Source organism: Trueperella sp. HMSC08B05 (genome assembly GCF_001808405.1).
In the GTDB taxonomy this organism is placed as follows: domain Bacteria; phylum Actinomycetota; class Actinomycetes; order Actinomycetales; family Actinomycetaceae; genus Trueperella; species Trueperella bernardiae.
In genome coordinates, this window is record NZ_KV793230.1 from 107,921 (window position 1) to 121,530 (window position 13,610).

Consider the following 13,610-nt stretch of genomic DNA (forward strand, 5'->3'; position numbering starts at 1 on the left):
CCCTTGCGATCCGGCCGGAATCCCGGCCGGTGTCTCGCCCTTTGGTCCTGCACTTCCCGTGCACGGCTTCATATGGAATTATGCCGAAATTTGTTCATCCCCTACCCAAACGTGGGACGATAGGAACACGGCTCGGCCGTGGAACAAGATCATGAGAGAGGATGACATGACCAAGAGCGTCTACTTTACCGCAGCAGAGGGCAACTCCGGCACCCGCCCCGTCGTCCGCGCGGTCATCGAACAGCTCACCCAGGACTACCCCAAGCTCGGCCTCTTCCGCGCCTTCACCAACGGCCCGATCGACACCGACGATGAGTTCATTGACCTCATCAAGCTCGTGGGGCGCGAGGAAGACCTCGACATCGCGTGGGGCACCACCCGCCAGGCCTACGTGCGTAACGAAGAAGCGGCTATGACGGACCTCGTCAAGCGCTATACCGACTACGCCCAGAATTTCGACGCCGTCCTCATCCTCGGCCTCCTTGATGGCGATCCGGTCAACCCGGGTATGCTCGCCCGCACGGGCCGCGCCGCCGCCAACCTCGCCACCTCGGTGTTCGTGGTGGTCTCCGGCGCCCTGCGCACGCCCGAGCAGGTGGTCAACCTATCCCACCTCGTCTCGCGCGAGATCCAGGGCGAGAACGCGCCGATCTCGGCCGTGGCCGTCACCTCCGCCGAGCACCGGGTGGAGCAGGAGAAGAGCCCCGAATACGCCCACATTCCGATCGTCTACTTCTACGACGGCGAAGCCGTGGAGCTGACGGATACCGACAGGGCGATCGTGCGGGCGTCGATGGAGCACGGCTCGGACGTCATCACGCCGCTGAGCTTCACCGCCTCCCTCATCTCCCGCGCCCGCGCCCAGCGCAAGCGCATCGTTATGCCCGAGTCGGCTGATGACAGGATCCTGCGCGCGGCCGACGAACTGATCCGCCGCGAGGTGGCCGACATCGTGTTGCTCGGCGAGCGCGAGGACGTGCTGGCCCGCGCCGCCCACCTCGGCCTCGACCTCGATGGGGCCGACATCGTCTCCCCCGCCAACCCCGACCTCATCGCGAAGTACGCCGCCGAGTTTGCCCGAGTGCGCGAGAAGAAGGGCGTCACCTACGACCAGGCCGTGGAGACGATCAAGGACCTGTCCTACTTCGGCACCATGATGGTCCACATGGGGGATGCCGACGGCATGGTTTCCGGCGCGATCAACACCACCGCCAACACGATCGTTCCCTCCTTCCAGATCATCAAGACCAAGCCGGGCGCGGCTCTCGTCTCCTCCTGCTTCCTCATGCTCATGGAGGACCGGGTCTACGTCTACGGCGATTGCGCCGTGACCACCAACCCCACCCCCGAGCAACTGGCAGGCATCGCCGTGTCGTCGGCCGAGACGGCCGTGCAGTTCGGCGTCGACCCCAAGGTCGCGATGCTGTCTTACTCCACCGGCACCTCCGGCAAAGGCCCGGACGTGGACGCCGTCGTAGAGGCCACGCGCATCGCCAAGGAGCAGCGCCCCGACCTCCTCATTGAGGGCCCGATCCAGTATGACGCCGCCGTCGATGCCAAGGTCGCCGCCACCAAGCTGCCCGGCTCGCCCGTGGCCGGCCAGGCCACCGTGTTCGTCTTCCCGAACCTCAACGCCGGCAACATCGGCTACAAAGCGGTCCAGCGTTCCTCGGGCGCCGTGGCCGTGGGCCCGGTCCTGCAGGGCCTGAACAAGCCCGTCAATGACCTCTCGCGTGGCGCGCTCGTGGAAGACATCGTCAACACGGTTGCCATCACCGCTATCCAGGCCCAGAACTAATCAAAGGAGAATCCGTGACAGTACTCGTCATCAACTCTGGATCGTCGTCGATCAAGTACCAGCTCATCGAGCCCGATTCGGGCACGACGCTGGCCAAGGGCCTCGTGGAGCGCATCGGCGAATCCACCTCCCACCTCGAGCACGAGGTCGAGGGGCAGACCTTCGAGCTCGACCAGCCGATTGAGGATCACGCCGTGGGCCTGTCGCTGGTGATCGACATGTTTAACACCCACGGGCCGGCGCTCGCCGACGCCGGGATCCGCGCCATCGGCCACCGCGTGGTTCAGGGCGGAAAGTACTTCGACAAGGCCGTGCTCATCACCGACGAGGTGGAGCAGATCATTGAGAATCTCATCCCGCTCGGCCCGCTCCACAACCCCGCCCACCTCAAGGGCATCAAGGTGGCGCGCGAGATGTTCGACGTGCCGAACATTGCCGTGTTTGACACCGCGTTCTTCCAGTCCCTGCCGAACGAGTCCGCCACCTACGCCCTCAACCGTGACGTGGCCGAGAAGTACCAGATCCGCCGCTACGGCGCGCACGGCACCTCCCACCAGTTTGTTTCCGGCGCGGTGAGCGAGCTGCTCGGCCGCGATGACCTCAAGCAGATCGTGCTCCACCTCGGAAATGGCGCCTCGGCGTCGGCGGTAGTGGCAGGAAAGGCAGTGGACACGTCGATGGGCCTGACCCCTCTCGAGGGCCTGGTCATGGGCACCCGCACGGGCGACATCGACCCGGCGGCCGTCTTCCACCTTTCGCGCGAGGCCGGGATGAGCACCGACGAGATCGACACCCTGTTCAACAAGCAGTCCGGCCTCAAGGGCCTGGCGGGCGACAACGACATGCGCCAGGTGCGCGCGCTTGCCGCGGCGGGCGACCCGCACGCAACGGAGGCCCTCGAGGTCTACGTCCACCGCCTGCTGCACTACGTCGGCGCCTACACCGCCGTCATGGGCGGGCTGGACGCGATCACGTTCACCGCCGGCGCTGGTGAGAACGACGCCGACCTGCGTGCTGAGGTATGCGCGCGCCTGACGCCGTTCGGCGTCAAGCTCGACCTGGAAAAGAACGCGGTGCGCTCGAAGGAGGCCCGCGTGATCTCCACGCAGGACTCGGCGGTGACCATCTGCGTGGTTCCCACCAACGAGGAGCTCGCCATCGCACGCCAGTGCATGGAGATCATTTAATCTGTTACCTTTCGCGGGGCGACGTCGCCGGACACGGCCGGTATCGCCCCGCGAAAGCAATTGTCTAGGAAGAGGACCTCATGTCTATTGAACTTGCCACGTCAGCAACCCCGCAGCTCGAGGCCGCGTTCGCTCGCCTCATCCCCCAGCTTTCCTCCACCGCGGCGCCGATGGACATCGAGCAGATCGACCAGCTGCTCGCCCAGTCGTGCATCGACCTGTTGCTGTTCAAGGACGAGGGCGAAATCCTCGGCATGCTTACCCTGGTGACGTTCACCATCCCCACGGGCACGCGGGCGTGGATTGAGGACGTGGTGGTTGACGACGCGGCGCGCGGGAAGGGCGCTGGTCGGGCACTCGTGGAGGCAGCGTGCGACCTTGCAACGACGCGCGGTGCGAAGAGCGTGGATCTGACGTCCCGCCCGTCGCGCGAGGCCGCCAACCGTCTGTACCGTCGGTGCGGATTCGAAGCGCGCAAGACCAACGTGTATCGTTACGGCGGGAAGTAACGGTTTTAGTGCCCACCCGCCTCCCCCTGCGGGTGGGCATCGGCGAGCTTTCGGGGGAATAGGCTAGAGGCATGAGGTTTTTTCGTAGCAGTTTGGCTCTCGCGCTCGCGCTCGCGCTGACTGGATGTACCTCCTCTGTACCTCCCGAGCCGTCCGCCGCGCAGCCGCTCGATTTTTCCAAGGCGCCCACGTCCGGGTATGAGATCGACAACGATCCGGAGTTCGCCCCGCCGAACACGTGGGGACCGCGCGGCACGGCGAGGCCCGGCGTCGGACCCGGCGGGCTCCCGCTTGCTCCCGGGCCGAATGCGAACCGCGCCGCCGCGCCCAAGCTGGAAGACGGGCGGGTGGACTGTTCGCAGGCCCGGTGTGCGGCGCTGACCTTTGACGACGGTCCCGGCCCGTACACCGATCAGCTGCTGGATACGCTTAAGGACAGGGGCGTGCCTGCCACGTTCTTCCTGGTGGGTTACAAGGTCGAGGGCGGGGCGGCCACCGTACAGCGCGCCGCCGCCGAGGGCCACGCGATCGGCACCCACACGTGGAGCCACCCCGTCCTGCCCAAGCTCGCCGAGGGCGCGATGCGGGCGGAGATGGCCTCCCCCATCGACGCGCTGACGGCCATCGGCGTTCACACCGACATGATCCGCCCGCCCTACGGAGCCCGGAATGCCACCGTGGATGCCGTGGCCGACTCGCTCGGGCTGGCCGAGGTCCTGTGGTCGGTCGACACGCGCGACTGGGAGTCGCTCTCCACCCCCTCCGTCATCAACGAGGCCGTCACCGCAGCTCACCCCGGTGCGATCATCCTCATGCACGACATCCACCCCACGTCGGTGGCCGCCGTGCCCGACATCATCACCAAGCTCGAGGCGCAGGGCTACGTGCTGGTCACTGTCCCCGAGCTGCTCGGCGATTCCTTCGGCACGGGCAGGACGATCTACTCCCAAAACCAAGTCAAGGCCCACTAGCCCGGCCCTGCGCGGGCGACGCCTTGTCACGACGCCGCCCGCGCGGCCCGCGTCCACAGTCCGCGTCTGCTCGGCGCTTCTTATTCGGTGCGGTTGACCGCGAGCCGTGTCATCTTCTTCATCGAGGGCAGGATCGCGACGATAGCGAGGCCGGCCGCGATGAGCGCCCCGATGAGCGCCGCCACATATGTACCGGTGAAGCGCGCGTCGAGCGTGTAGGACACGGCGTGCATGAGCACGAAGCCGGCGCCGATGCCCGCGGCGGTGGCGATCGTGGACATGACCACCAGCGGTACGAAGGACTCCACCAGAACCATGGCGCCCAGCTGGCGCAGGGTCATCCCGCACAGGCGCAGGCTGAGCAGCGATCGGCGTCGTTCGAGCAGGCCGGAGTAGGTGGAGACGACGAGCGAGATGACTGACACGACCAGCGTGACCGCGATGCCGGCATAGGTCAGTTGCGTAAAGAAGCGGACTGTCGTGTCGGGGCTCTTCGTGGCCGACTCGATGAAGATGTCCTGGGCCCGGCCGGCCACCACGTTGCGTAGCGCCTCGATGTCGCCCGCCTCGCGCAGCTTCACGAGCGCCACCACGGACGTGACGGGCTGGCCGCCATCGTACTCGATGTAGGCGCCCGCGTTCGCCTCGAGCTCCCGGGCCACTTCGGCCACGTCGACCCCGTAGTAGTCGGCCTGGGCGCCGGACGCGTAGGGGTTGATGGCCACGACGCCGTCGTCGCACGCCACGTCGTCAACGAACCGGGCGGCGTCGGCGCAGGGCATGACCATGTAGGCGCCCGCGAGCTGGGGGTAGTCATGTACCTCGCTCGCCCAGGGGGAAAAACGGATTTGGGCCACCTCCGCCGTGTTCATGCCGTCCACGCGCACCACGCCGGGGGCGAAGCCGTCGGAGCGCTGGTCGAAGAGATCCTCGGGCACGTCGGAGACGGCGGTGAGGAAGAAGCTGCCCGCAAACAGGGCGAGCACCACACCGACCACCGAGCGCGACACGCGGCTGGCGTGGGCACGCACGTAGGAGGAGCCGATGAAGAGGTCGGCGGAGCTGGTGAGGCGGCGGACCAGCCCGCCAAGTGCGTAGGTGAACCACGGCCCGGCCAGCACCAGGCCGATCATCGTGGCGATCACGGCCGCCATGAGCTGATAGACCGTGTTGCCGTTGCCCTGATTTTCGTCCACGGTTGCGTAAATGTGGACGAACGCGCCGATGCCGGCTGCGAGCGGCAGGAGGCGCAGGGCGCCGGGGCGCGCTTCGCGCTTCTGGCGCCGGGCCACGCCCAGCGGCGATAGGCGTAGCCCGCGCATGCCCCAGGCGTTGGAGAGGAAGATGAGCGCGATCGTGGCAAGCGCCACCGCCACCCAGTGGAGCGGGGTGACGTCGATGCGTGAGGGCCACTGCCGCCCACCGCCGAGCGTGAGTTCAAACAGGGCCGGGCGTGCGGCAAAGTAGGCAGCCGCGCCGATCACCAGGCCGCCCGCGGCCGCCACGAGTGACTCGAAGGTGACGATCATGAGGATCTGCTTGTTCGTGGCGCCCACCAGGCGCAACGCGGCATAGCGCTGCTCGCGCTGCACGCTGCCGAGTTTTGCCGCGATCGAGATGAGGATGAGGACGGGGAAGAGCACGATGGCCACCCCGAGGTAGACGACGGCGCCGATCACCTGAAACTCGAGGTCCACCAACGGCTCGTTGAAGCGGTAGACGGCCACAGAGTCGGGGATGTCGGCCTTGTCCACTCCCATGATGACCAGCTGCTCGTCAGGCCCGGCCACCATCGACTCTGGAAGAACCCCGAGCTTCGTGGTACCAAAGCGCATCCCGACATCGTAGGCGCTGGTCTCCATGATATCCGAGACAGCGGGCGAAACCCAGTACTCCCCCGGCTCGGGCCAGCGCGGCAGACCCGCGGGCAGCTCGGGCGAGCCGGTGTCGGTGGCGACTTGCATGACAGAGGTGGCGTGGTCGCCGAGCGCGTAGGCGGAGTCGAGGCGCAGCTGCATCCACAGGGGGTCGCCGTCGCCGGGGGCAAGCTCCTGGTCGTACCAGAACGCCGACCGCGCCTGGTCGTATCCCTGGCGCCAGACAGTATACGAGCGGTCGAAGAGCGCGTGGTGGTAGGCGGAGAAGAGGAAGAGGATGAGTACACCGAAGGCGACCGCCCAAGTGAGCAGAGCGAGGCGGCCGCGGCTGCGGGCGGCGCTGGCCTTGAAAAGCTGGGCTGCGAGTTTCATTGCCCCTCGATCCGGCCGTCCCGCACCACGACCTCACGGTCGGCGTAGGCGGCGATCATCGGCTCGTGGGTGACCATAACCACGGTCAGACCCTCGGCGCGGGCGAGGCTGACGATCATCTCCATCACCTGCTCGGAGGCGAAGGAGTCGAGGGCGCCGGTCGGCTCGTCGGCGAACAGCACCTCGGGCGTGATGATGAGGGCCCGGGCGATCGCCACGCGCTGGGCCTCGCCGCCCGAGAGCTGGCCGGGCAGGGCGTCCGCCCGATCGGACAGCCCCACGCGCGCCAGCCACTCGCGAGCTCGCCGTTCGGCGTCGTTCTTGCGCACCCCGCCCAACATGAGCGGGACCATGACGTTCTCCAGGGCCGACAGCTCGGGCACGAGCTGGCCGAACTGGAATACGAAGCCGAACTTTGTGCGGCGCAAGATCGTGCGCTCGGCGTCGGGCAGGGAGTCAATCCGGGCGCCGTTGAGGGTGACCGTGCCCTGGTCGGGGGCCTCGATCGCGGCGAGCGTGTGCAAGAGCGTGGACTTGCCCGAGCCGGACGGGCCCATGATGGCCAGCACCTCCCCGCGCAACACGTCGAGGTCGATCCCCCGCATGGCGTGGGTGGGCCCGAAGCTCTTCGTGAGCCCGCGGGCCTCGAGGATCACATCGCGGACCATAGTTCCTCCTTCAGGTTGGTCAGGCGGCTGGCGGTCATGTCCATCCAGCGGATGTCGGCTTCGATGTGGAAGATCGCGTTGTCAAGCAAGATGCGCTCGGCCAGGTTTGCTTCACGACGCCGGGCGATGAGCTCGCGCATCCGGGCGATGTGCGCTGACTTTTGGGCGCGAAGGAAGGGGGCGGCGTCGCCGTGAATCATGAGGGCAAGCACCACCTTCATGTAGAGGGTGGCCTGGAGGGTGGGCGCGGGCGGCTCGGGCTGATCGAGCCAGGCGAGTAGGCGCTCGTTGCCGAGATCGGTGACCGCGTAGCGCGTGCGCTCAGGGCCGGCGGAGGCGCCCGTGTCCGCCACCTTCTCGATCGCGGCGTCGCGGGCCAGGCGGCCGAGCACGGCGTAGAGCTGGCCCGGCAGGATCGGCTTGTCACCGCCGAACAGGCAATCATAGAGCTTCTTGAGCTCGTAGCCGTAGGTGGGCTCCGTGGAGATAAGGCCGAGGAGCGCGAACTGGGTGCTCATATCCCCTCTATTCACTCAGTGACTAGTATGTCTAAAAGAGTACCCCCTCTATTCACCCAGCGAATAGAGGGGGCTCAGACCCAGGGATGACCCGGGAGACGGGCAGCCGGCGTCGTCGGGCTAGCTTCCCGGCGACGCGCGGGCGGCCCGGCAGCTGGAATACTAGCGCTCGCCCACCATGGTCGAGACGTCGAGGGCCGCGTTCAGCGTCTCCGCATCGATCTCGCCACGCTCGACGAAGCCGAGGTCGATCGCGGCCTGCTTGACCGTGATGTTTTCCTTGACCGAGTGCTTGGCAATCTTCGCCGCATTCTCGTACCCAATGTGACGGTTGAGCGGGGTGACGATCGACGGCGAAGACTCGGCCAGCTCCAGGCATCGCGCCTCGTTGGCCACGAGCCCGTCCACCGTGCGCTTGGCCAGCACCTCGGCCACATTACCCAGGATGTTGATCGACTCAAGCAGGTTCTGGGCCATAACCGGCAGCATAACGAGCAGGTCGAAATTTCCCTGGGCGCCGGCGAACGCGATGGCGGCGTCGTTACCAATGACCTGTGCGGCAACCTGGACCGTGGCCTCCGGGACCACAGGATTGACCTTGCCCGGCATGATCGACGAGCCCGGCTGGAGGTCGGGCAGGTGGATCTCGCCGATGCCGGCGCGCGGGCCGGAGCCCATCCAGCGCAGGTCGTTGGCGATCTTGACCAGCGAAATGGCGACCGTGCGCAGAGCGCCCGAGGTCTCTACCAGGGAATCCTGCGCGGCCTGCGCCTCGAAGTGATTGGCGGCCTCCACGAAGGGCAGGTCCATGTGCTCAGCGATCAGCTCGATGACGCGGGCGGAGAAGCCGGCCGGCGTGTTGATGCCGGTGCCCACGGCCGTGCCGCCGAGCGGTAGCTCCGCCAGGCGCTCCTCCGTGGCCTCAACGCGCGCAATGCCGTAGCGCACCTGCTGGGCGTAGCCGGAAAACTCCTGGCCGAGCGTGATCGGGGTGGCATCCATGAGGTGGGTGCGCCCGGACTTGACCACACCCTTCCACTCCTCCGCCTTCGCCTCGAGCGACTCGGCGAGGATGGCGAGCTTGGGTAGCAGGCCGTGGCGGAGCGCCGCCAGCGCCGCGATGTGGATCGAGGACGGGAAGACGTCGTTGGAGGACTGCGAAGCGTTGACGTGGTCGTTCGGGTGGACGTCCAGCTCGTCGCTCGAGGCGAGGGTGGAGAGCACCTCGTTGGTGTTCATGTTGGAGCTGGTGCCCGAGCCGGTCTGGAAGACATCGATCGGGAACTGGTCATCGTGCTCGCCGGCGATCACGGCGTCGGTAGCCTTGACGATGGCGTTCTTGCGCGCGTCGTCCAGCACGCCGAGCTCGTTGTTGGCGATCGCGGCGGCGCGCTTGATCTGGGCCAGGGCGTGGATGTGCGGGGGCGTGAGGGTCTTGCCCGAGATCGGAAAGTTCTCAACGGCCCTTTGAGTCTGGGCACGGTAGAGGGCGTCAGCGGGAACCTTCACTTCGCCCATCGTGTCGTGCTCAATGCGGTACTTCATGGTCACTCCTTCGCAACTCAAGTGGACGCGGCCATTTTCCCACGATTTCCGGGGGTCAGCCACGGCCTTGCGCTCCTAGCTTAGGGTATCCTTAGGAAATCTGCCCCACGGAGATCTGCACGCGCTGGAACTCCTTCAGGTCAAGGTAGCCGGTCATCGCCATCGCGTGGCGCAGCGCCCCGGTGAAGTTAGTCAGGCCATCCGCCGACGACGACGGCCCGCCGATAATCTTCTCCAGCGGCGCGCGCGTGCCCACATGGACCCGCTCCCCGCGCGGGAGCGAGCGGTGATAGACCTCCGCACCCCAGTGGTATCCGCGGCCGGGTGCCTCGGTGGCGCGAGCGAGGGCGGTGCCAAGCATGACGCCGTCGGCGCCGCACGCGATCGCCTTGACTAGGTCGCCCGACGTGGAGATCTGCCCGTCGGCGATGACGTGGACGTAGCGCCCGCCGGTTTCGTCCATGTATTCACGACGCGCGGCTGCCACGTCCGCGACCGTGGTGGCCATCGGAACCGCCACTCCCACGGTGCGGCGGTTGGCGGTGGTGGCCCCGCCGCCGAAGCCGGCGAGGACGCCGGCGGCACCGGTGCGCATGAGATGAAGGGCCGCGGTGTAGGACGCCGCGCCGCCCACAATCACGGGCACGTCAAGTTCGTAGATGAAGCGCTTGAGATTGAGCGGCTCACGGTTGGAGGAGACGTGCTCGGCGGAGACGGTGGTGCCACGGATGACGAACAAGTCCACGCCCGCGCCGGCCACCGTGCGCCAGTATTCCTGGGTGCGCTGCGGGGACAGGGCGCCGGCCACGATCTGGCCGGCATTGCGGATCTCGGCCAGGCGCTCCACGATCAGCTCGTCCTTGATCGGCTCACGGTAAACCTCCTGCAGGAGGGCCGTGGCCGTTTCCTCCGGTTCGTTTGCGATCCGCTCGAGGATCGGCTCCGGGTCCTCATACCGAGTCCAAATACCCTCGAGGTCCAGCACGCCGACTCCGCCCAGCTCGCCGATGCGGATCGCCGTAGCCGGAGAGGTCACCGAATCCATCGGGGCTGCCATGATGGGGATCTCGAGCAGAGCCGCGTCCAGCTGCCAGGTGATCGAGACGTCGGCGGCGTCGCGGGTGCGGCGCGAGGGGACGATCGAGATGTCGTCAAAAGAATAGCCAACACGTGCGCGCTTGCCGCGCCCAATTTCCGTTTCACTCACCCCTCTAGATTAGCCCATCGCGCCACCACCGCTGGGTGGGGCGCGGCGGGGAGCACGACGCTTTCGAAAAGTGTCGGAGACGCCATTTAGACTGGGGGAAAACACAAGGAGCTGATATGTGGACCACCCTCCCCCGCGCGGGTTTTGATACGGAAACCACGGGCATTGACGTGTTCAATGACCGCTTGGTCACCGCCGCGATCGTCATCCAAGATGGCGGGCGCGAAGAACGCTACACGTGGCTCGCCGATCCGTGCGTGCCGATCCCCGAGGCGGCCGCCGCCGTCCACGGCATCACCACCGAACGCGCGCGGGCCGAGGGGCGCCCGGCTGTAGAGGTGCTGGCCGAGGTCGCGGACATGCTGGCCCGGCACATGGCCGGCGGCAACCCTGTGGTGGCCTACAACGCCTCGTATGACATCACGCTGCTCGAATCCGAGCTCGCCCGCCACGGCCTGCCCACGCTCGCCGATCGACTGGGCGGCGAGGTCTACCCGGTGATCGACCCGTACTTCCTCGATCGGCACGTGGACCGCTACCGCAAGGGCAAGCGCCGCCTGGAAAACCTCGCGGCGCACTACGGGGTGGCGCCCGAAACGTTCCACGACGCCGAAGGGGACGTCCTCATGACACTGCGGGTGCTCGATCGGATTCTGGAGAAGTACCCGGCCATGGCCGAGGCCCCGATCGACGTGGTGATCAACGACCAGCGCAAGGCCTACAACGAATTCATGGACTTCATCACGCGCAACAAACCGAACGCGAGCTCGGAGCCGCGCGGCTGGCCGATCGCCAGGTAAGCCCCCCGCCGGCCGTGCCGCCCGAAGCTGGCCGGCACCCGGGAATGCGCGAGGGCGGCGGCCGACCGGCCGCCGCCCTGGGCACCTCGGGGTGAGCCCCGAGTGTCGCGTCTAGTTGTGCGAGCTGTAGTTCGGCGCCTCGGCCGTCATCTGGATGTCGTGCGGGTGCGATTCACGCAGGCCAGCTGCGGTGATCCGCACAAAGCGGCCCTTGTCCTTCAGCTCCTGAATCGTGCGCGCGCCCGTGTAGAACATGGTCTGATGCAGGCCGCCCACCAGCTGGTAGATGACCGAGCCGAGCGGACCACGGAACGGCACCTGGCCCTCGATGCCCTCGGGCACGATCTTGTCATCCGAGGACACGTCGGCCTGGAAGTAGCGGTCCTTCGAGTAGGACACGCGCCCGCGCGAACTCATCGCGCCGAGCGAGCCCATACCACGGTAGGACTTGTACTGCTTGCCGTTGACGAACACAAGCTCGCCCGGAGATTCCTCGCAACCCGCCAACAACGAGCCAAGCATCACTGTGGAGGCGCCGGCCGCGAGCGCCTTGCCGATGTCACCCGAGTACTGCAGGCCGCCGTCGGCGATGAGCGGCACGTTCGCCGGGCCGCACGCCAGGGAGGCCAGGTGAATCGCGGTCACCTGCGGCACGCCAATGCCGGCGACCACGCGGGTGGTGCAGATCGAGCCCGGGCCCACGCCCACCTTGACCGCGTCCACTCCGGCGTCGATAAGCGCCTGGGCACCCTCCGTGGTGGCCACGTTGCCGCCGATCACGTCCACGCCGTCGAAGCGCGAGTCGGCCTTGATCCTACGGATCATGTCGAGCGCCAGCTTGGCCTCACCATTCGCGGTATCCACCACCAGCACGTCCACGCCCGCCTCGGCCAGCGCCTCGGCGCGCTCCCAGGCATCTCCCCAGTAGCCAACGGCTGCGCCCACGCGCAACCGGCCGTGCTCGTCCTTCGTTGCGTGCGGGTACTTCTCCGACTTGGTGAAGTCCTTGACCGTGATGAGGCCGGTGAGACGGCCGTCGTCGTCGATCAGGGGAAGCTTCTCAATCTTGTTCTCGCGCAGAAGGCGGGCAGCCTCCTCACGCACGATCCCCTCACGGCCGGTGACCAGCGGCATCGGCGTCATCGCCTCGGACACCCGCATCGTAGCCCACTGTTCCTGCGGGATGAACCGCAGGTCGCGGTTGGTGATGATACCGAGCAGCGTGTTGCCCTCGTCCACCACAGGCAGGCCCGAAATCTTGTACTGGCCGCACAGCGCGTCCAGCTCGTCAATCGTGGCGTCCGGGCCGATCGTCACCGGGTCAGAAATCATGCCCGACTCCGAGCGCTTGACCACGCGCACCTGCTGCGCCTGGTCAGGGATCGAGAGGTTGCGGTGCAGGATACCAATACCGCCCTGGCGCGCCATCGCGATCGCCATGCCCGCCTCCGTCACAGTATCCATCGCCGCGCTCAGCAGCGGGACGCGCACGGAAATGTTGCGAGTCAATCGTGACGTGGTGTCAACCTCGGACGGCACCACATCCGTGGCATTCGGCAGGAGGAGGACATCATCGTAGGTTAAACCAACAAGTGCGAAAGGATCATTAGTCACCTTTCCATCATATGCGGCTGGCCAGCACAACTACACCCGATCTCATGCCGCGTTCACCACGATCCGATGTCCAGACATTTTCTCAGCGCTGAACTTGGACTATTCCAAAAAATGGGCGTGTAGGGTACTGTCGTTAGTGGATTCTCACGACGCCGAGATATGGCGCTGAGCGACTCGAAGGAAGTGAACGTGGTAGCTCGCATCAAGGATGTGCAGGGCGCACTGGTCGACTATTGGGACTGGCAGGCACTGGGATCGTGCAACACGATGGATCCGGAGTTCTTCTTCCATCCCGAAGGTGAGCGCGGCGGTCCGCGCCGGCGCCGCATCGAACGAGCGAAGCGAATCTGCCAAACCTGTCCCGTTCTCGACGAGTGCCGCGAGTACGCCCTCTCCCACAACGAGCCCTACGGGGTGTGGGGTGGCCTGTCGGAAGAAGAGCGCAACCGCCTGTCGCGTCAGCGCCGCCGCAGCCGCGCTTCCTAGCCAGGCACGGCAACCGGTTTCAATTCACTGGACGTTTTCGGGGCGATCTCCCCATATG

At 66.6% G+C, this 13,610-nt stretch carries 12 protein-coding genes; 6 read left to right on the plus strand and 6 right to left on the minus strand.

Annotated features, from left to right (window positions below):
* Positions 1–151: 151 nt before the first annotated feature.
* From pta to HMPREF3167_RS01155, 4 genes are all read left to right on the plus strand, one after another.
* Positions 152–1,798: a phosphate acetyltransferase gene (gene pta, locus HMPREF3167_RS01140; RefSeq protein WP_246825726.1), complete on the plus strand. Its 1,647-nt coding sequence runs from the start codon at positions 152–154 to the stop codon at positions 1,796–1,798.
* A 14-nt stretch (positions 1,799–1,812) separates the two neighbouring features.
* On the plus strand, positions 1,813–2,985 hold the full coding sequence (locus HMPREF3167_RS01145) for an acetate/propionate family kinase (protein ID WP_068538500.1): 1,173 nt from the start codon (positions 1,813–1,815) through the stop codon (positions 2,983–2,985).
* A gap of 80 nt (positions 2,986–3,065) precedes the next feature.
* Entirely contained in the window at positions 3,066–3,494 is a 429-nt protein-coding gene (locus HMPREF3167_RS01150; RefSeq protein ID WP_070445004.1) for a GNAT family N-acetyltransferase, read from the plus strand.
* Positions 3,495–3,565: 71 nt separating this feature from the next.
* On the plus strand, positions 3,566–4,465 hold the full coding sequence (locus HMPREF3167_RS01155) for a polysaccharide deacetylase family protein (RefSeq protein ID WP_082661204.1): 900 nt from the start codon (positions 3,566–3,568) through the stop codon (positions 4,463–4,465).
* Between the two features lie 80 nt (positions 4,466–4,545).
* On the opposite strand, the gene HMPREF3167_RS01160 is transcribed toward HMPREF3167_RS01155, so the two are convergent.
* The 5 genes from HMPREF3167_RS01160 to HMPREF3167_RS01180 form a co-directional block, all read right to left on the minus strand.
* The gene (locus HMPREF3167_RS01160; protein ID WP_070445007.1) at positions 4,546–6,714 is read right to left on the minus strand and encodes an FtsX-like permease family protein; all 2,169 of its coding nucleotides are present in this window, start codon (positions 6,712–6,714) and stop codon (positions 4,546–4,548) included.
* Positions 6,711–7,382, minus strand: a complete 672-nt coding sequence (locus HMPREF3167_RS01165) for an ABC transporter ATP-binding protein (RefSeq protein WP_070445010.1) — start codon at positions 7,380–7,382, stop codon at positions 6,711–6,713. The genes HMPREF3167_RS01160 and HMPREF3167_RS01165 overlap by 4 nt, the downstream gene beginning before the upstream one ends.
* A complete protein-coding gene (locus HMPREF3167_RS01170; RefSeq protein WP_070445013.1) occupies positions 7,367–7,900 on the minus strand; it encodes a PadR family transcriptional regulator in 534 nt (177 codons plus the stop codon). The genes HMPREF3167_RS01165 and HMPREF3167_RS01170 overlap by 16 nt, the downstream gene beginning before the upstream one ends.
* Before the next feature lie 162 nt (positions 7,901–8,062).
* Complete coding sequence (locus tag HMPREF3167_RS01175; RefSeq protein WP_070445016.1) at positions 8,063–9,445, minus strand: class II fumarate hydratase; 1,383 nt, start codon at positions 9,443–9,445, stop codon at positions 8,063–8,065.
* Positions 9,446–9,536: 91 nt separating this feature from the next.
* Positions 9,537–10,652 (minus strand): GuaB3 family IMP dehydrogenase-related protein, encoded by a 1,116-nt coding sequence (locus tag HMPREF3167_RS01180; protein ID WP_068538503.1) that lies wholly within the window; start codon positions 10,650–10,652, stop codon positions 9,537–9,539.
* A gap of 116 nt (positions 10,653–10,768) precedes the next feature.
* Between HMPREF3167_RS01180 and HMPREF3167_RS01185 the strand changes: the two genes are divergently transcribed.
* Positions 10,769–11,452, plus strand: coding sequence for an exonuclease domain-containing protein (locus tag HMPREF3167_RS01185; protein WP_070445019.1), 684 nt, complete (start codon positions 10,769–10,771; stop codon positions 11,450–11,452).
* 111 nt (positions 11,453–11,563) lie between these two features.
* Here HMPREF3167_RS01185 and guaB read toward each other — a convergent pair whose 3' ends face one another.
* Positions 11,564–13,066 carry an IMP dehydrogenase gene (gene guaB, locus HMPREF3167_RS01190; protein WP_062613870.1) on the minus strand — a complete coding sequence of 501 codons (1,503 nt, stop codon included), beginning with the start codon at positions 13,064–13,066 and terminating at the stop codon, positions 11,564–11,566.
* A 159-nt stretch (positions 13,067–13,225) separates the two neighbouring features.
* Here guaB and HMPREF3167_RS01195 point away from each other — a divergent pair, with 159 nt between their 5' ends.
* The gene (locus HMPREF3167_RS01195; protein ID WP_082661203.1) at positions 13,226–13,552 is read left to right on the plus strand and encodes a WhiB family transcriptional regulator; all 327 of its coding nucleotides are present in this window, start codon (positions 13,226–13,228) and stop codon (positions 13,550–13,552) included.
* The last annotated feature ends 58 nt before the right edge of the window (positions 13,553–13,610 follow it).

What these genes read in the sequence shown, in the direction of transcription:
- pta (WP_246825726.1), top strand. Translation starts at nt 152, where the DNA reads ATGAGAGAGGATGACATGACCAAGAGCGTCTACTTTACCGCAGCAGAG.
- HMPREF3167_RS01150 (WP_070445004.1), top strand. Translation starts at nt 3,066, where the DNA reads ATGTCTATTGAACTTGCCACGTCAGCAACCCCGCAGCTCGAGGCCGCG.
- HMPREF3167_RS01155 (WP_082661204.1), top strand. Translation starts at nt 3,566, where the DNA reads ATGAGGTTTTTTCGTAGCAGTTTGGCTCTCGCGCTCGCGCTCGCGCTG.
- HMPREF3167_RS01160 (WP_070445007.1), bottom strand. Translation starts at nt 6,714, where the DNA reads ATGAAACTCGCAGCCCAGCTTTTCAAGGCCAGCGCCGCCCGCAGCCGC.
- HMPREF3167_RS01165 (WP_070445010.1), bottom strand. Translation starts at nt 7,382, where the DNA reads ATGGTCCGCGATGTGATCCTCGAGGCCCGCGGGCTCACGAAGAGCTTC.
- HMPREF3167_RS01170 (WP_070445013.1), bottom strand. Translation starts at nt 7,900, where the DNA reads ATGAGCACCCAGTTCGCGCTCCTCGGCCTTATCTCCACGGAGCCCACC.
- HMPREF3167_RS01175 (WP_070445016.1), bottom strand. Translation starts at nt 9,445, where the DNA reads ATGAAGTACCGCATTGAGCACGACACGATGGGCGAAGTGAAGGTTCCC.
- HMPREF3167_RS01185 (WP_070445019.1), top strand. Translation starts at nt 10,769, where the DNA reads ATGTGGACCACCCTCCCCCGCGCGGGTTTTGATACGGAAACCACGGGC.
- HMPREF3167_RS01195 (WP_082661203.1), top strand. Translation starts at nt 13,226, where the DNA reads ATGGCGCTGAGCGACTCGAAGGAAGTGAACGTGGTAGCTCGCATCAAG.